At 59.2% G+C, this 20,243-nt stretch carries 14 protein-coding genes; 5 read left to right on the forward strand and 9 right to left on the reverse strand.

The features are described from left to right. Positions 1-14: 14 nt before the first annotated feature. Positions 15-1,808: a sensor histidine kinase gene (locus VJ956_RS09300; RefSeq protein WP_324084087.1), complete on the forward strand. Its 1,794-nt coding sequence runs from the start codon at positions 15-17 to the stop codon at positions 1,806-1,808. Further along, complete coding sequence (locus tag VJ956_RS09305) at positions 1,795-4,620, forward strand: PAS domain-containing protein (RefSeq protein WP_324084089.1); 2,826 nt, start codon at positions 1,795-1,797, stop codon at positions 4,618-4,620. The genes VJ956_RS09300 and VJ956_RS09305 overlap by 14 nt, the downstream gene beginning before the upstream one ends. 94 nt (positions 4,621-4,714) lie before the next feature. On the opposite strand, the gene acnA is transcribed toward VJ956_RS09305, so the two are convergent. The 3 genes from acnA to VJ956_RS09320 all read right to left on the reverse strand — a co-directional run bounded on the left by acnA (position 4,715) and on the right by VJ956_RS09320 (position 11,048). Next, a complete protein-coding gene (gene acnA, locus VJ956_RS09310; protein ID WP_324084091.1) occupies positions 4,715-7,474 on the reverse strand; it encodes an aconitate hydratase AcnA in 2,760 nt (919 codons plus the stop codon). Between the two features lie 211 nt (positions 7,475-7,685). Continuing rightward, positions 7,686-9,215, reverse strand: coding sequence for a methyl-accepting chemotaxis protein (locus VJ956_RS09315; protein ID WP_324084092.1), 1,530 nt, complete (start codon positions 9,213-9,215; stop codon positions 7,686-7,688). An 81-nt stretch (positions 9,216-9,296) separates the two neighbouring features. Then, positions 9,297-11,048 carry an ABC transporter ATP-binding protein gene (locus VJ956_RS09320; protein ID WP_324084341.1) on the reverse strand — a complete coding sequence of 584 codons (1,752 nt, stop codon included), beginning with the start codon at positions 11,046-11,048 and terminating at the stop codon, positions 9,297-9,299. Between the two features lie 260 nt (positions 11,049-11,308). Here VJ956_RS09320 and VJ956_RS09325 point away from each other — a divergent pair, with 260 nt between their 5' ends. Then, complete coding sequence (locus VJ956_RS09325) at positions 11,309-12,760, forward strand: hypothetical protein (RefSeq protein ID WP_324084094.1); 1,452 nt, start codon at positions 11,309-11,311, stop codon at positions 12,758-12,760. 75 nt (positions 12,761-12,835) lie between these two features. Here VJ956_RS09325 and VJ956_RS09330 read toward each other — a convergent pair whose 3' ends face one another. Then, a complete protein-coding gene (locus tag VJ956_RS09330) occupies positions 12,836-14,287 on the reverse strand; it encodes a rhomboid family intramembrane serine protease (RefSeq protein WP_324084096.1) in 1,452 nt (483 codons plus the stop codon). A 235-nt stretch (positions 14,288-14,522) separates the two neighbouring features. Here VJ956_RS09330 and VJ956_RS09335 point away from each other — a divergent pair, with 235 nt between their 5' ends. Then, the gene (locus VJ956_RS09335; protein WP_324084098.1) at positions 14,523-14,957 is read left to right on the forward strand and encodes an OmpA family protein; all 435 of its coding nucleotides are present in this window, start codon (positions 14,523-14,525) and stop codon (positions 14,955-14,957) included. Positions 14,958-14,975: 18 nt separating this feature from the next. On the opposite strand, the gene VJ956_RS09340 is transcribed toward VJ956_RS09335, so the two are convergent. From VJ956_RS09340 to VJ956_RS09360, 5 genes are all read right to left on the reverse strand, one after another. Continuing rightward, positions 14,976-15,377, reverse strand: coding sequence for an MAPEG family protein (locus tag VJ956_RS09340; RefSeq protein ID WP_324084343.1), 402 nt, complete (start codon positions 15,375-15,377; stop codon positions 14,976-14,978). 2 nt (positions 15,378-15,379) lie between these two features. Further along, on the reverse strand, positions 15,380-15,622 hold the full coding sequence (locus VJ956_RS09345) for a GlsB/YeaQ/YmgE family stress response membrane protein (RefSeq protein WP_324084100.1): 243 nt from the start codon (positions 15,620-15,622) through the stop codon (positions 15,380-15,382). A gap of 77 nt (positions 15,623-15,699) precedes the next feature. Next, entirely contained in the window at positions 15,700-16,413 is a 714-nt protein-coding gene (locus VJ956_RS09350; RefSeq protein ID WP_324084102.1) for a 1-acylglycerol-3-phosphate O-acyltransferase, read from the reverse strand. Between the two features lie 169 nt (positions 16,414-16,582). Beyond that, entirely contained in the window at positions 16,583-17,182 is a 600-nt protein-coding gene (locus VJ956_RS09355; RefSeq protein WP_324084345.1) for a class GN sortase, read from the reverse strand. After that, a complete protein-coding gene (locus VJ956_RS09360; RefSeq protein WP_324084104.1) occupies positions 17,182-19,308 on the reverse strand; it encodes a marine proteobacterial sortase target protein in 2,127 nt (708 codons plus the stop codon). The genes VJ956_RS09355 and VJ956_RS09360 overlap by 1 nt, the downstream gene beginning before the upstream one ends. A 231-nt stretch (positions 19,309-19,539) precedes the next feature. Here VJ956_RS09360 and pdsR point away from each other — a divergent pair, with 231 nt between their 5' ends. Then, complete coding sequence (gene pdsR / locus VJ956_RS09365; RefSeq protein WP_324084105.1) at positions 19,540-20,241, forward strand: proteobacterial dedicated sortase system response regulator; 702 nt, start codon at positions 19,540-19,542, stop codon at positions 20,239-20,241. The last annotated feature ends 2 nt before the right edge of the window (positions 20,242-20,243 follow it).

Genomic DNA, 20,243 nt, shown 5'->3' on the forward strand with positions numbered 1-20,243 from the left:
AGGAAGCTCCCAATTTGCTTACGGTCTCTCTCGGCAGCCGGCTTGCCATTATCATCGTTTTTTTCAGCCTGACTGCTATTGTGGCGGTAGCCCTGACTGCGCACCGGGCCCTGAGCAGGGACTTCGAGGCTACCCTTATCGAGCAGCAGGCCTATGAAACCGAGCGCATTTCCGACCAGGTCGACCGCAGCCTTCAGGTGCGTCTTGCCCTGCTGGAAGCACTCAGCGTCACCCTGACCGACGGCGACAGGCTGCTATCCAGACCGGAAATAAACACTTTCATGGCCCGCCAGTCCGGACTCCGGGAACTCTTCTCCAATGGCCTGCTTGTGCTTGATGAAGATGCCACTGCGATAGCCGAAGACACTTTTGTGCCCGACCGGGTGGGTACCAATTATGCCGACCGCCCGCATTTTGCCAGGGCCCTGGAAACCCGCGAACCGGTTATCAGCCGCCCGATTATCGGACGTACAACTGGGCTACCATTGCTGGCCTTTGTGGTTCCGATCGAGAGCGACGAAGGCAACCTGCTGGGTTTCCTGACTGGCAGCATCGACCTGGCCAGAACGAGCCTGGTCTCAGCGGAAGCACGGGCTTCCAGCTCGCGCCATAAGGCGCAATTTCTGGTTATCGATACCAGCAACTTGCTGTACGTCGATTCGGGTGAAGAAGATGACGGCATCCGCCCGCTTCCCGATCCGGGCGCAAGCCCCCTTATTGATACGGCCATGTCGGGCATGAGCCTGGGTGAAATTACCCTGAAAAACGGAGCGGAACTGATCTACGCCACCAGTCACCTGGAACGCCTGGGCTGGCTTTTTATCCGCGCCGTTCCGAAAGCGCTTGCGAAGGCCCCGGCAACCGAGTCTTTCCGCCAGTTCCTGCTGATCAGTCTCGGTCTGATGCTTTTCACCATCCCCCTGAGCTACCTGGTCACGCGCTCCGCCATGGCGCCCCTCCAGCGGATGACTCGTCGTATCCGGGACATGTCTGCGGCGGATCCCGGCTCCGACCGTCTTGAGGCAAAAGGCCCGCCGGAAGTCCGGAACCTGGCGACGGCCTTCAACAAATTACTGGACGAGCGCGACGACATCGCCAAAATGCAGGATGATTTTATTTCCAACGTCAGCCACGAACTACGCACACCGCTGACCTCCCTGAATGGTGCGCTCAGGCTGATGACCTCCGGAACCACGGGCCGGTTGCCACAGAAAGCGGCCGAAATGAGCCAACTGGCGCTGCGGAACGGGCAGCGCCTGCAATTGCTGATTGCAGATCTGCTGGATTTCAACAAACTGAAGGCCGGCGAACTGGAGCTCAACCTCGAAACCCAGCCGCTGGCGCCGCTTATTACCCAGGCCATTGCCGGCAACGAGACCATCGCCCGCGAACGCGGTATCGGTTTCACCGAACACTGTGAGCCGGGCATCCTGCTGACCACGGACAGCCACCGCCTGCGGCAGATTCTGGATAACCTGATCAGTAACGCCATCAAATTCTCGCCGCAACAGGGAGTGGTGGTAATAGCGGCGGAGTCCACAGCAACAGACAAGGTCCGGATAACGGTCAGTGATCAGGGTAACGGGCTCCCGGAACACTTTATCCCGCGCCTTTTTGAACGCTTTGCCCAGGCCGAGGTTGGCACAAGCCGCGCATCGAAAGGCACCGGCCTTGGTCTGGCCATCTGCCGCGAACTGACATTGCTGCTCGGGGGTAAAATCGGGGCCTACAATGACGATGGCGCCCACTTCTGGGTGGAGTTGCCGCTAGCCGGGACCAGGGATTACGAAAACAATGAAAGCACCTGAATTTCCAGACAACGAAGCTGAACGACAGGCCGCGCTCGACCAGACCGGATTGCTTGTTACCGGGGCTGAGGAGCGGTTTGATCGTCTGACCCGAATGGCCAGAATCGCCTTTCGGGTGCCCATTGCCCTTGTCAGCCTCATTGACCGGGAGCGACAGTGGTTCAAATCCAGGCAGGGACTGGGAGCCGAGGAAACGCCGCGCGACCTGTCTTTCTGCGGCCATGCCATTCACCAGCCAGACCTGTTCATCATTGAAAACGCACTGGAAGATGAGCGCTTCAGAGACAACCCGCTGGTTCAAGAAGAGCCCCGGATCCGCTTTTATGCCGGGGCCCCGCTGCACACTTCAGAGGGATTCAGGCTGGGCACGCTCTGTATCATCGACCGCGAGCCACGAACGCTAGACGACGAAGAAAAACAGCTACTGCGGGAAACCGCGGACTGCGTCGAACGCGAGATCAACCTTCAGGCAGCTTCCGGTTTTTACCAGGAACTTCTGAAAAGCGAGCATCGGTCCAGGGCAGTCATTGCGGGCACAAGGGTCGGCACCTGGGAATGGAATGTCCAGACCGGCGAAACCGTTTTCAACCAGCGCTGGGCTGAAATCTGCGGTTACCGGCTTGCCGAGCTGGAGCCGGTCAATATCCAGACCTGGCTCGACCTTGCCCATCCGGACGATCTGGCCGAATCCGGACGGTTACTGCAGGCTCATTTCAGAGGTGAGCTGCCGCAGTATGATTTCCGCTGCCGGATGCAGCACAAGGACGGTCACTGGGTATGGGTGCACGACCGTGGCCAGGTATTCGAATGGACCGAAACCGGCGAGCCACTGATGATGTTTGGCACCCACGCTGATATCTCGAAAGAAATGAACAACCTGAACCGGATTCAGGAGCAGAACAACGTGCTCGGAATCCTCAACCAAGTGGCTCTTGACCCGGAAACCGACGACGATGCCCGCATTGAAAATGCCCTCAGCCTCGCGTCCCGGTATCTTGAACTGCCCACTGGCATCGTCAGCGAAATTACCGGCAGCGTGTATTCAGTGCGCTGGTTTGTCGCACCCGAGAGTTCCGGAATCGCCAGAGGTCTCAGTTTCCGTCTTGCAGAGACATACTGCTCGCTGTTGCTGGAAAAAGGTGACTGCCTTGCGATCACAGAAATGGCCAGTTCCCATTTCCGCTATCGCAAGTGCTACCAGACCTTTCAGCTGGAAAGCTATCTGGCTGCCCCGATTGTGGTTCGTGGCGGGCTCTTCGGTACCCTGAATTTTTCCTCGGCCCAACCCCGCACAAAAAGCTTTTCCGACACCGAAATTACATTTGTCACCCTGCTCGCCCGCTGGATTGGCGGTATTCTCGAACGCCGGCATGGGGTTCAGATGCTGACCAAACTGGTGGAACAGACACCGGGCATGCTCTATCAGTTCCGGCAATGGCCCGACGGCCGTTCGGCCTTTCCCTACTCAAGCCCGCACATCCGGGACATTTACGGTGTTGACAGCGACACGGTAAGGGAAGACGCGTCCGAGGCGTTCCGGAAAATTTATCCGGATGACCTCCCGAATGTCGCCGGGAGCATTGAGCGGTCAGCGCAAACACTGTCGGTGTGGAGTTGTCAGTATCGCGTCAATCGCGGGAATTCCCGCTGGCGCTGGGTCGAAGGCAGAGCCACCCCCGAAGCCATGCCGGATGACAGCGTTATCTGGCATGGCTATATTGCCGACATAGACGACAGCAAACGAACGGAAATCGCCCTGCAGCAAAGTGAAGCCCAGCTAAGAAGGCTTTATGAGCTTTCACCCATCGGTATCGCTCTGACCGAATTCCGCACCGGAAACTTTCTTGATGTGAACGAGGCATTGCTGAAGCCCACGGGATACCATCGGGACGATCTGATGGCGATGGACTTCTGGCAGCTTCTGCCGGGCGACACCGAAAGCCGGCAGCAGGAAATCATCCGGAGCCTGAAATCGGAAAAGCGTTTTGGCCCCTATGAAATGGCGATCAGAAGAGCTGACGGCTGCAATTACCCGGCCGTCATGCAGGGGGTAAAAATCTATGATGCCTCCGGAAGGTCCCTGGTCTGGACGCTGATCGAGGACATTTCAGAACGCAAGAAAGTGGACCGGATGAAAAATGAATTCATCGCCACCGTGAGCCACGAACTTCGCACCCCACTCACCTCCATCGCCGGATCCCTCGGCCTTCTTGCCGGAGGATCTCTGGGGCAACTTCCGAGGCAGGTTGACCAGTTAGTCTCGATTGCCTACCGGAACAGCAAGCAACTGAATCAACTGGTTGACGAGCTGCTGGATATGGAAAAACTGATTTCCGGAAAAATGACAATGAACCTGATGCGGGAATCCCTGGTTCCGATTATTCAGGATTCCATTGAACAGCTTGAATCCTATGCTCTGGAGCAGGAAATTACCGTCAACTTTGAACATCCAGCGGAGGACTTCCTTGCCAGCATCGACCGCGCGCGCCTGAAGCAGGCCTTGAATAACCTGCTCTCCAATGCCATCAAGTTTTCGCCGGACAAGGGTGAGGTTGAGGTCAGAATGGAGAAAGTTAGGAACTGCATTCGAATTCTTGTTACCGATCATGGCACGGGCATCCCCGAGAATTTCCGGGCTCGCATCTTCCAGAAATTCGCCCAGGCCGACAGCTCGGACACCCGGGGAAAACGGGGAACCGGCCTGGGCCTCGCCATCACCCGGGAAATCATGTCCCAGATGGGTGGCCAGGTAAGCTTCGAATCGGTCGAGGGTGAGGGCGCAACCTTCTGGCTTGATCTGGACCAGGCCTGAGGGCGGGTGAGGTACCAGGCCCGGCGATCCCTTCGCCGGGCCCCGGTTCAGGCGCCAGCCGGGAACCGTCCCGGGCAGGCCTTCGTGCAGCCTTTCACGCAGACTTGAGCATTTCCCGCACCACATAGTGCAGGATGCCGCCATGCCTGAAGTAGACCGCCTCGTTGGCGGTATCGATCCGTGATTTCAGCTCACAGGTTTCGGTCCCGCCGTCCGGATAGGTCACCGTCATCCTGACAGTCTGGCCCGGCCTGATCTCACCGGACAGCCCTTCGATGCTGATGGTTTCCTCCCCGGTCAGCTTCAGACTCTTGCGGTCGGTGCCTTCCGGGAACTGCAGCGGCATCACGCCCATGCCGATCAGGTTGGAGCGATGGATGCGCTCGTAGGACTCGGCCACCACCGCTCTCACACCCAGCAGCCGGGTCCCCTTGGCCGCCCAGTCACGACTGGAACCGGTACCGTATTCCTTGCCGGCAACCACCACCAGCGGCGTGTTTTTTTCCTGGTACTTCATGGCCGCATCGTAAATGGGCATCTGTTCACCGGTAGGCACAAACCGGGTGAAACCACCCTCGACGCCGTCCAGCATTTCGTTCTTGATGCGCACGTTGGCAAAGGTGCCGCGCATCATCACTTCATGGTTGCCCCGGCGTGAACCGTAGGAGTTGAAATCCTTGGGCTCGACGCCGTTTTCCTGCAGGTACTTGCCCGCCGGTGAATCGGCTTTGAAAGAACCGGCCGGAGAGATGTGGTCGGTAGTGACCGAATCCCCGAGTATCGCCAGAATATGGGCATCCTTGACGTCTTCGATCGGATCCGGCTCTTCCTTCAGGCCCTTGAAGAAGGGCGGATGCTGGATGTAGGTGGACTTGTCGGACCATTCGTAGACCTTGCTTTCCGGCACCTTGATGGCCTGCCAGGTTTCATCGCCATCGAATACCTCGGCATATTCCTTGTGGAACATGTCGGTTTTGACCTTTTCGACCGCTGCCGCAATTTCCTGCTGGCTCGGCCAGAGGTCTTTCAGGTAGACCGGGTTGCCTTCCTTATCGGTTCCCAGCGGGTCTTTCGACAGATCCAGACGAACATTGCCCGCCAGCGCGAACGCCACCACCAGGGGCGGTGACGCCAGCCAGTTGGTTTTCACGCTGGGGTGTACCCGGCCCTCGAAGTTACGGTTGCCGGACAGCACCGAGGCAACCGTCAGGTTGCCGTCGTCAATCGCCTTTTCAACTTCATCCGGCAGCGGGCCGGAGTTACCGATACAGGTGGTGCAGCCATAACCGACCAGATTGAAGCCGAGCTTGTCCAGGGCATCCTGGAAGCCACCGACCCGCAGGTAATCCGTCACTACCTTCGACCCTGGCGCAAGCGATGTCTTTACCCATGGCTTGGCATCCAGACCCTTGTCAACGGCTTTCTGGGCGATAAGGCCTGCCGCCATCATCACGCTGGGGTTTGAGGTATTGGTACAGGATGTGATTGCGGCGATCACCACAGCACCCGGGTCCAGCCGGGTTTTATGGCCTTTCATTTCCAGCGGCTGACTGGACGCATGCTCGTAGCTTTTCTCGATGCCGACTGCCGTCTGACCGCCCTCGGATGATAACTCGCCCTCTCCCGCGGTGGCCGGACCCTCTGCGGTTTCCATCAGCAACTCGAAAGAAGATTTCATGTCTTTCAGGGCAACCCGGTCCTGCGGACGCTTGGGCCCGGCAAGACTGGCCTCCACTTGCCCCATGTCGAGTTCCAGGGAATCGGTATACAGTGGTTCATGACCCGGCTCGCGCCAAAGGCCCTGGGCCCTGGCGTAGGCTTCGACCAGCTCAAGCTGTTCTTCTTCACGCCCGGTCAGGCGCATATAATCGATGGTCTGGTCGTCCACCGGGAAGAAGCCGCAGGTGGCCCCGTACTCCGGCGCCATATTGGCGAGGGTTGCCCGGTCGGCCACCGGCATTTCTTTCAGGCCGTCGCCATAGAATTCAACAAATTTGCCCACCACGCCTTTCTTGCGCAGCATTTCAGTGACCGTGAGCACCAGATCAGTCGCGGTAATTCCTTCCCGCAGTTTGCCGGTCATCTTGAAACCCACGACTTCCGGAATCAGCATCGACACCGGCTGCCCCAGCATGGCGGCTTCGGCCTCGATGCCACCAACGCCCCAGCCCAGAATTCCCAGGCCGTTGATCATGGTGGTGTGGGAATCGGTGCCCACCAGCGTGTCCGGGTAGGCGATGTGCTTGCCGTCGATTTCTTTCTGCCACACGGTCTTGCCCAGATATTCCAGGTTAACCTGGTGGCAGATACCGGTGCCCGGCGGCACCACCCGGAAGTTATCGAAAGCCTGCTGGCCCCAGCGCAGGAACTCGTAGCGCTCTTCGTTGCGATCCATCTCGATGTCGACGTTGTCGCGAAATGAACTGGGATCGCCGAATTTATCCACCATGACCGAGTGATCAATGACCAGGTCCACCGGCGACAGCGGGTTGATCATGGCGGGGTCTTTACCGGCTTCCCTGACGGCCGCACGCATCGCGGCAAGATCAACCACACCGGGTACACCGGTAAAATCCTGCATCAGCACCCGGGCCGGACGAAACTGGATTTCAGTCTCGGAGTGCCGGTCTTTCAGCCACTGCACCATGGCATCAATGTGCTTGCGCTCGACGGTGGTGTCGTCTTCGTTGCGCAAAAGATTTTCCATCAGGACCTTGAGCGAGAACGGAAGCCGGTCCAGGTCACCCAGAGTTTTGGCGGCTTTTGGCAAGCTGTAGTAGTGAAAGGTCTTGCCCCCCGCATCCAGGCTGGAAAGGGTATTCAGGCTGTCTTTGCTGAGATTGCTACCGGACATTGTATTGCCTCCTTTTCGTCTTTATCCGCGCGCTACGGAATGCCGGCAGGCGAAAACTTCGTGCGCCCGAATCGACAAGCGTTCCGTAAAGTCCCCAAGGATGACGGTTTGAAACCAGAATTTGAAGTCAGAGTTAACTATTGCACTGATTGCGCAGAGTTCAAGCGCTGGCCCTGACCCAGTCAATTTTTAATCAACCTCTGGTGAAGGGTCAATCAATCCGGTACTGGTTTACCAGTCTGTCGACGTCGCCAACCACACGTTCGATTTCAACCGACATGTCCTGTACGCCACTGGCCTCCTCAGCTACCCGGACATTGCGGGTCGCCACAGAATGGATGCTCTCGTTGATCTGGACCGACGTTGCCGACTGCTGTTCACAGGCCGAGGCAATCTGCTGATTCATGTTACTGACAGCACCGATCGCCTCTTCGATCCGGCTGATTGCCTCGGCGGCATCGCTGATCGCGCGGTTTGATTCGGCCGAGCGGCTCTGCCCCATTTCCATGGCCGCGCGGGTAGCCTCTGAAAGCTCTTTCAGTTCGCCCACGGTGGTGCGGATTTCATCCGTCAATTCCTGGGTCCGCCGTGACAGCGACCGCACTTCGTCCGCCACAACAGCAAATCCTCTGCCGTGCTCCCCGGCGCGCGCAGCCTCAATCGCAGCGTTAAGCGCCAGCAGATTGGTCTGGTCTGAAATGTCATTGATGGACCCGGTTACCCGGGAAATGGATTCCACTTTTTCAGCGAGCTGGCTGACCATCCGGCCACTGTCGACCAGTGCCTGATTGGTCGCCTCGGTCATGGTGCGGGCACTGGCCATGGCCTTGCTGCCAGCAGCAGAAGCCGTGGAGGCATCTGCAGAAGATTCAGACGCCACCTGGGCGTTCTGCGCCACCTCCTGAACACTGGCTGACATCTGGTTGGAAGCCGTTGCTACCTGATCAGCCTGCTGTTGCTGCTGTTCCACATATTCCCGGGTGTTTGTGCTTGCTACCGCAAGGCGACCGGCATTTTCGCTGAGGATGCCGGAGAAATGGCGAAGCTCCCTGATCAGCGCACCGGACTGCTCCATCATCTGGTTAAAGGAGCGCGCACTTGTGCTCTGATCAGTCTCCGGCAGACGCCCTCGCAGGTCCTTGTCGTGGTCAAAGGCGTGCACAATGGTAATCATTTTCAGCGACTGATTCCGCTCTGCGCTCATCTGGACGGCGAAAAACACCAGAATACCGGCTTCAAACACCACGAAGGCAGCATGCAGAAATGCAATCCCCCAGCTGGCGCCATGATTGAAGATGATCACTGGCATCTCGCCAATCTGGGTCTCCATCATCTGCAGACCGGTGAACAGAAAATGGTGAACCGCGATCGTGGCAGCGGCCACCAGAACCGGCAGCCAGTCCCGGTAGATAATCACCAGCGCCAGCACCGCAAAGATGTGAAAATGCATTTCAATCCGGCCCATCTGGGCCTGGATCATGACCGCAGAGAACAGCATCAGGCAAGTCGCAAAGACGATCGAGCAGGCGCGCGTGCCACGAAGGAAAAAATAACCGGCCAGCGCCATGGCACCGACAACCACCGAGGCCAGGATCGAAAACAGGAAGGTATCAAACCCCAGGGGCACCAGTAATCCGACAACGGGAATATGAACCAGCAGGATAACAAGCATCTGGCGGTCGACCGCCAGTACCTGCTGGCGGGTAAGCTCATCGCTGCGAAAACTTTCGGTGGCGGCCATATCTGTCCTTAACGTTCATGGTTACTGATTGCTTGTCGGCCAGTTGCGGAATTCATTAACCGGAACCGGTATTAATTCTCATCAGGCCTGCCGGTCACCGTATAGCTGGGCGTAAAGCCCCTGCTTGGCAATCAGCTCGTCATGGTGGCCTTCTTCACTGATATAGCCGTCTTCAAACACATAGACCCGATCGGCCTGTTTCACCGCGCTCAGGCGGTGGGCGATGATCAGGGTGGTGCGCTGGCGCAGGAATGCCTCCAGGTCCTCGTGAAGCTGATACTCGGTTTCCGCATCAAGCGCCGACGTGGCTTCGTCCAGAATGACCACTGACGGGTCAGACAGCACCATTCGTGCGATTGCCAGGCGCTGGCGCTGGCCGCCGGAAAGCCGGACGCCCTGGCGACCGATCATGGTGTCCAGACCGTCCGGCATTTCCGCCACAGTCCGGTCCAGCTGGGCAATGCTCAGAGCCTGCCACAGGGCGTCATCGTCACGCTTGCGCCCAAGCGTCAGGTTCTGGCGCACGGTATCATTGAAAAGGGCGGGGTGCTGCAACACCGTAGCAACATTTTCCCGCAGACGCGGCAGACCAATCCGCTGCACCGGCACGCCGCCAAGCAGAATTTCGCCCTGCTGCGGCGTATACAGCCCCAGTATCACCTGAACCAGCGTCGACTTGCCGCCTCCGCTGGCACCTACCACAGCCACTTTCTCTCCGGCCATCACGTGCAGATCAATGCCCCGGAGAATCGGTTCGTCGCCGTAGCTGAAATGAATATTCCTGAGTTCCAGATCCACCGTGTGCCGATCACGGAATGGATCTTCCAGAGCGGGATAACGCGGTTCCTCTTTCAGTGCCAGCAGGCGGTTAATCCGGGCCAGCGCGGCGTTGGCGGCAAACCAGGCATACTGCATGGTGAGCATCTCCTGCACCGGCGTCAGCATGAACCAGAGATAACCGAAGATAGCGAACATCATGCCGATGCTCAGGTCACTGAGCAGCACCGTGACCATGGCCGCCGCCCGAAAGGTATCGACACCGAACTGGAACAGGGCAAAACTGGCGCGGCTGGCTGCGTCGCTGCGCCACTCGAACTGAATGGCATGATCCCGCACGACTCTGGCGCGGGATACCAGATGTTGCAGATAATGGCCTTCCCGGTTGGCAGCGCGAAGCTGGTGAATAGCGTCCAGGGTTTCCGTCAGATCCCCCTGGAAATCCTCGTAGGCGCTGTTTTCCTGGCGTTTGAGATCCTTCACCCGCTTGCTGATCAGCATGGTAGCGAAGATCACCAGAGGATTGAACAGGAGAATCAGCAGGCCCAGCTGCCAGTGCACCCACAACAGCACACAGGCGGTACCGGCCACGGTCAGACTGGCCACGACGAAACGGCTGATGGTGGTACCGAGAAACTGGTCGATGGTGTCCAGGTCGGTAATGAAATGGCTGGTAATACCACCAGAGCCGCGGGTTTCATATTCCGACATGGCCACCCGCCGCAGGCGACCCAGAAGCTTCGAGCGGATACGGAAGACAACATCCTTGGAGATTTTCGAGAACTCGCGGGATTGAGCCACGTTGAACCCGAGTGCCAGCAACCGCAGCAGAAAGGCGGCCAGCACCATGGCACCGATATAGACCAGGGGCAGATGCCACGATTCCGGCAACAGCGACTGCATGACCGGCAGTACCGGCCCCGGCTCATCCAGCAGGACCTCATCCACCAGCACCGGCAGCAACAACGGAATCGGCACACTGACGACTGTGGCCATGATCGCCAGCAGGTTGGCCCTGACCAGACGCGGCCTGTGCTTCAGCGCCAGCGACAGAATGTCCTTCCAGGCGTAGGGACGGTCTGGTGCACTGGCAACTTCCCCGGAACGGTCTTCTGTGGCCGAAAACTCGCCTTGCTCTTTTACCTGTTGCAAATCGCCCCCTCAAAACCCGAATCTCCGGGACATACGATACTCTGCCGCTGGCAGCCCAACATTATCGGCTCACTTTTCCCTGCCGCCAGAGCGCTGGTGGCCGGGTCCGCCATCTGCCATCATTACAGCCTGTCATCCTGTGACCCCTCGGAACCGGACCTATTGTGAGACACGACTGCCATTATCACCCGGGCGAACCCGCAAAATGGCATTGTGGCGAATGCCAGATGCACTACTGTTCCCGCTGCATGCCCGATGCGAACCACCGCAGACAGCATGCGCTGTGCCCACAGTGTAACCGGGTCATGCGTTACCTGGGTGCAGCCACGGAAGCCGTGCCTTTCTGGAACCGGATTGGCGCATTTTTCCGCTATCCCTTCCATACCGATCCGATGCTGGTCATCGCCATCTGCACCCTGGTTCCGCTGCTGATCACCGGCAACATTGTCGGGCTTATTGTCTCGCTGGTACTGGTGCTGGCGTTACTGAAATATACCTATGCGGTAATCCGCCATACCGCCGAAGGCCATATGAAGCCCCCGCCCCTGGCGGTAGCCTTCACCGGCAGCGGGTTCGATATCGTGATCCTGCAGCTGCTGGTATTCATCCTGATGGGGGCTCTGGTCGGCGCCGCCGGGATGCTGGGCGGACCAGTGCTGATGCTGGTAATGCTGGCTCTGGTTGTCCTGGCATTACCGGCCAGCGTGATGGTGCTGGCCATGGAACACTCCGTTGCCGCCGCGGTAAACCCGCTGAACCTGGCGGTGCTGATTTCCCGCATCGGCAGCCGCTATTTTCTGCTTTATGGCTACCTGATACTGTTATCCGTGGCCTCCGGCGCTGCCCAGGAATTCGCCTTCAACCATTTTGCCCCTCACCTGGCCAATATTCTTGCCGGCTTCCTGAACAGCACCTTTACCCTGATGCTGTTTCACATGTTGGGCTATCTGCTGTTCCAGTACCAGGAAGAGCTGGGCTTCGCCAGCGATCATCAGGACCAGGAAAAGCCGGGGGAAAGCCAGGGCCGGGACCGCACCCGCCGCTTTGACGCCGACATCGACATGAACCTGAAGGATGGCAACTACGACCGGGTCGAGTCCATGCTGAAGGAGAGTCTGAAGCGGGAGCCGGCCAACGCCTGCCGGCTGCAGCAGCTGCACTCCCTGCTTACAGCCCGTGATGACCGCCAGGAGCTGTACCGCTACCACCCGCGCCTGCTCGCCATGCTGGCGGACAGCAATGACGGCGACACCATGGCCGGTCTGCTGGCAACCATCGAGAGCATCCAGCCCGGCTTTAAACCGGATGACCCGGAATTGACGCTGCGCTGCGCAAAAGTCCTCTATAACCGCGGCCAGTTCAAACCTGCCCTGAAACTGCTACAGGACTTTCACAAGCGCTTTCCCGGCAGCGAATGCCTGCCCCATGCCTACCTGACAATGGCCCAGGCGCTGGCTAACGGGCTTGGCCAATGGGAAAAAGCCACGGCGTTTCTCAGTTTTGTCAAAAAGCGCTGCGCCAACCACCCGCTGCATGAACAGATTGATGTGTATCTGCAGCAGGCGCGGAACCGGGAGCCTCTGAAAGGACCCCGGGCATCGTTCAACGTCGAGTAGCCCGGCGTCCCGTCTGGTCAGTTTGCTGAGCTACCGGGCATCCGAGGGGCCTGTCGGTCGGGACACTGGCCACTTTCAAGCCCCGTTTGCCAGTAACTGGCGATAGTGTCGGGCCTTCGGGGTTACCTGGCGCTTATCGAATTCTTGCGCCAGCAGCCGGCAGGCTTCGTCCGCCAGGCTCTTGTCGCCGGCACTGCGAAGGCGTTCGAAAGCTCGCTCGGCGGATTTCAGATCGTCGTTACGCAGGCAGGTGAACAGCACCCGGTTGTGATCCTCCGCCGCCAGTGGAAAGTGGCTTTCTCCCAGCTTCATGTATTCGGCCCAGACTTCAATCGTGCGCTCTGGCTGGCGTGCGTTCAGCTTTTCATTCATCAGCTTGCGGGCGTATTCGCGATAGGCAGCCCGGTCCGGCCGGAGCTTGGCCAGCTGGTAGAGGTGCTCGAGCACAACGATCCGGTCGGGATAGTGCTCCCGCAATGCTGCAAACTGCCGCTCGGCAAGATCGAACTCCATACTGCCGAGGCTCGCCATGGCCCGGGCATAACCGGCGGTGAAGCGCTCGTCCTGCTCGTCTTCTTCCGGTTGGTAAAATTCCTCCTTGACCTGGAGCCAGCTTTTGCCCAACAGCCAGACCAGCCCAGCCCCGGCCACCAGTCCGCCCGCATGGGCCATGTAGGCGATGCCGGTGGCCCCGGCGAACCAGTAGTCATAAACCTCCTTACCCAGCCATACCGGCAGCATCGCCAGTGCCGGCGCGCGGAAGTAGTTGAAATAGACCCCGACAAAATAGAAAAAGCGGATTTTCTGCAAACCGTAGATGGCCACGTACATGCCCATCAGACCGGAGATGGAACCGGACGCGCCCACCAGCGGCACGGTGCTGCCAGCAGAAAACGCCGCGAATACCAGGCCGGAGATGGCGCCACACGCCAGGTACGCCAGCAGAAAGCGGGCAGCACCCAGCGCTTTCTCTACGGTGAAACCGAGCAGAAACAGAAACACCAGGTTGCCGATAATGTGGCCCCAGCCACCGTGAAGAAACTGATAGGTCACCAGGGTGTAAACTGACAGTTCGGCAGGCACCAGTCCCAACTGGTTGGCGCTCAGGCGGTTGACATATCGCTGCTGGATCTCGCTGCGCTGGGCCAACCATGCCCGGCGTTGGTCTGAAGCCCAGATCAGGCCCCGGTTTTCCAGCAGGTACTGATAGAATTCGTTATCGAACAGAAGGGTGGCCGCAATCCAGACCTGTTCGCCCTGTTCCTGCAGGGTATTGAAGCCCTCCAACCGGGAAACCAGTTCTTCCCTGCCTTCCAGCCGAATCTGGCGTTGCAGATAATCCTCGTAGGCCGGTGCCTCCAGTACCTGCAGGTCCGCATTCAGATAGGCTTCCAGCGCCTTGTTGGCGAGCCGGTCATCGTCGCCCTGGTAAAACACAAAGACCAGAAAACAGGCCATGACCAGGCTCAGTGTCATCCAGGGCGGGCGTTTCCAGTTGACAGGAGTTTCCGCAGGGATAATCAGCATGGATTGTCACAATTCATCATTATTCGCCTCGCCAGACCTGCTTTTTACCACAGCATGGCCTGTTTTTCGCGGTGTAATAAATCTGCAGCGAAATCGTAGGACGATCAGGGCGCTGATACTGTGAACGCAGCCGCACCGACGCCATTCGACCTGTCGCTTATGGTAATTGCCCCCACCGGCATCAATAATACCGGGGGCAAAAGCAACAAAGGCCTGAAAATCAGAGGAATCAACCATGACTGTACTTGTACTCGACCACACCAGGCTGATGGCCCAGAACACTTTTGCCGCCGCGGGCGGAGGCCCGGATGATTGCCCCGGGCGACCGCACCGCAAGCGCTTCCACTTCGGCTTCAATCAGCACCGGCTGAACCCGGACGATCAGGCACTGCTGCGCCAGCACGCGGTCTGGCTGAAGCACAACCCCGGCGCCTGCCTGCACATTCACGGCCATTCCGATGGCTTCGGTGTAAGCGAATACAACCAGTTTCTGTCGCGGCTCAGAGCCAGTAGCGCTGCCAGGCTTATGCTCAGTGAAGGCGCACGGGAAACCCAGATTGTCATCAGTGGATGGGGCAGCGACCGGCCCCTTGCCAGGCTGGAGGATCACGCCGCCAACCGGCGCCTGGAGCTGGAGTATATCACCATGGATATGGCACAGGCCCTGTAATCCGCCCCTGGGCGGGGACTAGCCGTAAACCTGGAACACGTTCCAGAACAGCAGCAACGACAATACCAGAATGGCCAGCCAGGTCAGCAGGATGCCCACCATGCGTGCCATGTGTGGGCCACCACGGCCATTGATCATGCCAAACGCGTGGAGCAGGCGCCCCGCCACAAATGCCATCCCGGTCCAGTAGACCAGCGTGCCCGGCACGCCATTGAGCTCGGCGATGGCCAGCATGATCAGGCCGACTGGTGCATATTCGACCAGGTTGGCGTGAGCCCGCACCGCGGCCTGAAAATCGATATCATCGCTTACTCCCAGCCCCTGCCTGAACTTCAGGCGATAGCGGGAAACAAGAAAAGAAAGAACAAGTAGTAACAGCCCCAGAACGGCGGCGAAAACTGCAGAAACAGGTACGATCATCATCAGGCCTTCTTGATTGCGCTAACCACGGCAAGTAACAGCACTGCACCCACCGTCGCGGTGACCAGTTCCCCCACCGCGCCCTGGGCCGCAAGCCCGAGCAGACGGAACACAAACCCTCCCAGGATTGAACCCACAATACCGATACCGATATTGGCCATGACGCCAAAACCGCGACCTTTCATGATCAGTCCCGCCAGCCAGCCGGCAATACCACCAATAATCAGAAACAGAATCAGATTCATAACCTACCCCTTTGAGTTATGCGGCAAGACTGCCCGTTTTCATGACCCGCTTCAAGCATTTCCCGCCCGGTTGGCGGTCAGTCACGAATCGGGGCCAGGGTGGCAATCGTCGCCGCCATGGTGTCGTGGCACTCCCTGATCAGCCCGGGAATATCATCCCGGGTAAGGCCGGCGGTTTCCACCGGGGGCAACACCCTGATGGCAACCGGTTCCCGCCGGCCGGACCAGCCGATCACCTTATCCTGATACTGGCTGACGCACACCATGGTGATGGGTGCCCCGGCCTCCACCGCGGTGTAAAAAGCACCTTTCTTGAAACTCTGCAGGCCCCGCCCCCGGCTGCGGGTGCCTTCCGGGAACACCCACAGGCTTTTGCGCTCCCGGCTGATGGCATGGGCCGCGGCTCGCATGGCCACAACGGCCCGGTCGGAGCGGCTGCGATCCAGCATCACATTGCCGCCAAGCCAGAAAACCTGGCCGAAAAAAGGCACCCACACCAGAGCCTTTTTACCCACCGTTACGGTTCGCGGCGGCAGCAGCCCGCCCAGCATGAACAGGTCATCGTTGTGCTGGTGATTGGCGATAACCACGGTCGGGCGGTCGACCGGAATATTTTCCCGGCCGCTGACCGTGCATTTCATCCCCAGCAGGGCACAACCGACTTTGGCGATTGCCCAGGCCAGATAACGGTTATTATCAGGGTTAAAAGGCCGCGCCAGATAGAAAAGCAGGGCGAAAAGACAAATAATGAGGACACTCATCCAGGCCAGAAATTTTCTCAGCAATCCCATCCAGATAACCCTGATCTAGTTACCAAGCTGAAAGAAAGTAGGCGGACACGTCCATTCAGGACCGTATGCAGCAGGGATGCTGCATCCGAGCCTACATGGATGTATTCACGGCGTGTCCTGAATGGACGTGTCCGCCTACTTTCCTACTCATTAGTAATGGCGCACAGGTTCAGCTTTCGACAACTGCCGCCAGCTCGCTGCCAATGGCCTCTGCGTATACTACGTAGCGTAGCGGTCCGTTGGCCTCAATGCTATTGAAGGGATAGCAGGTTACCAGCAGCAATGAATCGCGGGGCAGCATGGACTCGTTGATCCGGTGGTAACGGCTGTCCACCACCCGGGTACTGCTGATCCGGAAGCTCCGCCACTGACCGCCACGGCTCTGGAGCTTCAGCGTAGCGCCGGTTTCAAGATGCTCCAGGCTTCGGAAATGGGTATCCCGATGACCGGCAATCACTGTTGGCCCGGCGTTCTGGTCGCCGCCAACAACCTGGCCAGGGCCAAAGGCCAGACTTTCACCATGGGCTCCATCCAGCACGATCAACGACTGCCGGCTTCCGTCCCCGTCCTCGTCGGGTTGCAGGACGAGGCGGGCCACCGGCCAGGTGTCCGCCCAGGGCCAGGGGCGAACCTGCATCTGGCGGGCCTGGCTCTCCGCCCAGGCCAGCTCGAGCAATTCCTGGGCGACCAGTGCCTTGAACGGAATCCAGAGGCCAAACGCCAGTATTGCAAAGGACAAGACGGTAGTGAGCATGCACAGGTATTTCATCACAGCGCCCGCCATTTCAGCAGGCCAATCGCTGCACTGAACATCAGCCCCAGCAGACCCAGCGCCTGGAACAATGGCGCCAGGGTGGCGGTCTGCGGATAACGCAGCATTCCTGAGGCCAGCCCGGCAGGCAGCAATGTCGGGACGCTGTCAGCAGCCATAGCTGCCGATTCCGGTCGGGACGGCGTTCGGTCCACGGCCAGAAAACTGGTGTAGGGCGTGATCAGGTCATGCTCCAGGCCCAGGGCCGTGACCCTTGTGGCGATATCGCCCCGGGCCGGCGCTTGCGGATCTTTGCCAAGCGTGTGGGCATCCAGCAGGGCATCAATCTGCTGTCGCGCCCATACCCGGTGCAGCCCTTTGCCGCTGGCGGCCTGTTCCAGACTGAGCGATTGTTGCCAGGTACTGCCGTCAGGCAGTATTCCTGACACCTGCAGATCCCCCTGCGGGGCCTGACCACGAACCACCTGACTCAGTGGCTCGCCGCGGAACAGATCCCCGATCCGGTGCGGCCGGGCACTCTGTTGCGCTGACGCATCCGGCCACTCCATGCGGATATTGGTTAACACCGCCGACTGCATCTTGCCGAACAGCTCAGCAAGACGGCGCTCCAGATCCGACCTGCTGTTGATGGCGGTGTGGGTGCCACGGCCAAAACGCGCCGCCTCGCGCATGAAGTGCATGTTGGGCGCCGAACCGATGCCCACGGTAAACAGGCGGGTGTCCCCCAATTGCTGCTCGATACGCTGGAACAGCGCCGATTCGTTACCCACCGAACCGTCGGTGATAAACACCACCTGACGCAAGCGCTGAACACCGTCCGGCGTTTGCGATACGGCCCCGGACTTCCGCTGATTCAGGGCAGCATCCAGCGCCGAAGCCATTTCCGTGCCGCCCTCTGCCTCCAGACTGCGGACATAGCGACGGGCCCGGGCCAGATTATTACCACTGGCAGGCACCGGATCGATAAACAGTGAGGCGGTCTGGCTGTTGAACTGGATAACGTTGAACAGATCGTCCGGCCCCAGCGTGTCCAGCCCCCGCAGCAGCGACTGTTTTGCCTGAGCTATGGATTCCCCCGCCATGGAGCCAGAGGTATCGATCACAAACACCAGTTCCCGGGCCATCTGCTGATCGGATTCCAGTCCCGGGATCATCATCGCCAACAGGTAGCTCTCGCCCTGCCACTGCTGCTGGAAAACCGCGGCGGAAGGCGTCATTCCCCGTGCTGGCGCCCAGCGAACCACCAGATCCCGATCCATGGCGAAGCTTCCTGCGCTGGTGGTTACCGCCACCGAATTACCATTCCAGTTACTGGCCAGCTGATGGCCGGGGCTGCTGACCCGGCTGACCGGCAGGCCGGCCCTGATGCTCATGGTGATGGTCGCCTGATGGCTGCCAGCGGCCACATCCTCGGGCAAGACCGTATGGGGGCTGATGCGGTCGGCGTCCGGCACTGCGGTGGTCGGGCTTGCCCAGCCACCCTGCCAGGCCGTCGCGCCATCGCGAACAACCTTGCCCGGCATATAGCGGGGCGTCAGGGTCGTTGGCAGGCGTAGCTCGAATTCCCCGGACTGATAACGCACAGGCTGCTGATAGCTGAGATCAATGGCAATCGACTCTCCCGGTGGAATGTTCGCCAGATGCGTGGTGAACAGGTTGGGCCGCTGCTGATCGACTCTCGCCACCTTCCGGCCTTCGCTTCTGGCTTTGGCGTATTGCTGTCTGGCCACCTCCTTTTCCCGGATTTCTCCCCGGATAAGGCGCTCGCCCGCCATCATGGTCAGGCCGTAGACACTGGCTTTTGCCGGCAGAGGAAAAACATAGACGGCTTCCCGCCATTGCCGGCCCGGATTGCGGAAAGTCTGGCTCAGGCGCACATCCGCCACCAGCCCGGTCACCTCGACCTGATAGTCGGTGCTTACCAGCGTTGCCGATTCCAGCCCGGGACCCGGTGAGTCCAGAAACCTCAGCTCACCGGCGCCTGCAGAGGCTTCGGCATACATGGGCTGGACAAACAGAAACAGCAACACCGCCAGCCACAGCGAGATGTCCTCCATTATCCGGCGGACACGCCTGGCCGGGATGGGTGATACAGGTCGGGACAGCGAACAGGTTGGCAGCATGATTCCATTTCCTTTCCAGCGTGAAAACCAGCGCCCGGGTGCAAGAGCGGCTGGTCACTATTGAAACCTCCGGAAAGGACCATCCGGTGCCGGAAAGCGGCGGATTAGCCGATGAAAAATGATGAATTGTGGCGAGGGGGTGCCGCACCCTTGTTCTGCAGCAGTACCGTGGTTAAATGGAGGCTTCCATCCCCGCTCAGGGGCAAGAGTCCAACAGACTGGCTCAAGGTTATGAAACGTCACCTCGTGCTCATTGAAGATGAACCTGCCATTCGCGAGAACTACCGCGATGCGTTTGAACGCCGTGGTTATCGGGTGTCGGCCTACAGCAACCGCAACAGCGCGTTTCAGGCACTGCGGGCAGGCCTGCCGGATCTGGCAATCATTGATGTTGGCCTGGGCGACGAGCCTGAGGGCGGATTTACCCTGTGCCAGGACCTGCGCGTACTGTCGCCAACCCTGCCAATCATCTTCCTGACCGCCCGGGACAGCGATATCGATTCAGTCCACGGGCTGAGACTGGGCGCGGACGATTATGTCACCAAAGACATGAGCATGGATCACCTGCTGGCGCGGGTAACCGCCCTGCTCCGCCGGGCCGACGCCTGGTCGGAAGCACTCAGACAGCCGGACGAAGTACTGAACCGCGGCCGCCTGACGCTGAACGTGGACCGTATGACGGCCCAGTGGGACAGCCACGCCATCGAACTGACCGTCACCGAATTCTGGATGCTGCACTCACTGGTTCAGCACCCGGGCCATGTGCGCAGCCGCGACCAGCTGATGGACGCCGCCAGCACAGTGCTGGACAATAATACCGTCACCTCCCACATCAAACGCATCCGCAGAAAGTTTCAGGACGTGGACAGTGCCTTTGACGGCATTCACACAGCCTATGGCATGGGTTACCGCTGGAACGCCCATGAGGCCTGATT

The sequence above is a fragment of the Marinobacter sp. genome (assembly GCF_035268745.1).
GTDB lineage: Bacteria > Pseudomonadota > Gammaproteobacteria > Pseudomonadales > Oleiphilaceae > Marinobacter.

Bases quoted from the DNA above. Each gene is read 5' to 3' on its own strand.
- VJ956_RS09305 (WP_324084089.1), top strand. From the start codon at position 1,795: ATGAAAGCACCTGAATTTCCAGACAACGAAGCTGAACGACAGGCCGCG.
- acnA (WP_324084091.1), bottom strand. From the start codon at position 7,474: ATGTCCGGTAGCAATCTCAGCAAAGACAGCCTGAATACCCTTTCCAGC.
- VJ956_RS09315 (WP_324084092.1), bottom strand. From the start codon at position 9,215: ATGGCCGCCACCGAAAGTTTTCGCAGCGATGAGCTTACCCGCCAGCAG.
- VJ956_RS09330 (WP_324084096.1), bottom strand. From the start codon at position 14,287: ATGCTGATTATCCCTGCGGAAACTCCTGTCAACTGGAAACGCCCGCCC.
- VJ956_RS09335 (WP_324084098.1), top strand. From the start codon at position 14,523: ATGACTGTACTTGTACTCGACCACACCAGGCTGATGGCCCAGAACACT.
- VJ956_RS09340 (WP_324084343.1), bottom strand. From the start codon at position 15,377: ATGATCGTACCTGTTTCTGCAGTTTTCGCCGCCGTTCTGGGGCTGTTA.
- VJ956_RS09345 (WP_324084100.1), bottom strand. From the start codon at position 15,622: ATGAATCTGATTCTGTTTCTGATTATTGGTGGTATTGCCGGCTGGCTG.
- VJ956_RS09350 (WP_324084102.1), bottom strand. From the start codon at position 16,413: ATGGGATTGCTGAGAAAATTTCTGGCCTGGATGAGTGTCCTCATTATT.
- VJ956_RS09355 (WP_324084345.1), bottom strand. From the start codon at position 17,182: ATGAAATACCTGTGCATGCTCACTACCGTCTTGTCCTTTGCAATACTG.
- VJ956_RS09360 (WP_324084104.1), bottom strand. From the start codon at position 19,308: ATGCTGCCAACCTGTTCGCTGTCCCGACCTGTATCACCCATCCCGGCC.
- pdsR (WP_324084105.1), top strand. From the start codon at position 19,540: ATGAAACGTCACCTCGTGCTCATTGAAGATGAACCTGCCATTCGCGAG.